The organism is Agathobaculum sp. TL06 (assembly GCF_054658635.1).
In genome coordinates, this window is the sequence record NZ_BAAGGY010000089.1 from 1 (window position 1) to 258 (window position 258).

Here is a 258-nt window from a genome sequence, read left to right on the forward strand (position 1 = left end):
GCCGCGAGGTTACCGAACCCTATCAAACTCTGAATGCCGGCTAATTGATGAATAGCAGTCAGACTACGTGAGATAAGTCTCGTGGTCAAAAGGGAAACAGCCCAGATCTACAGCTAAGGTCCCAAATGAACGCTAAGTGGAAAATGATGTGAAACTGCGAAGACAACCAGGATGTTGGCTTAGAAGCAGCCACTCATTCAAAGAGTGCGTAATAGCTCACTGGTCGAGTGGTTTTGCGCAGAAAATGTAACGGGGCTA

1 rRNA gene is annotated in these 258 nt (G+C 47.3%); it reads left to right on the plus strand.

The window, feature by feature from the left end:
- Positions 1-258 (plus strand): 23S ribosomal RNA (locus ACYQ3S_RS15755); the annotation flags it as partial.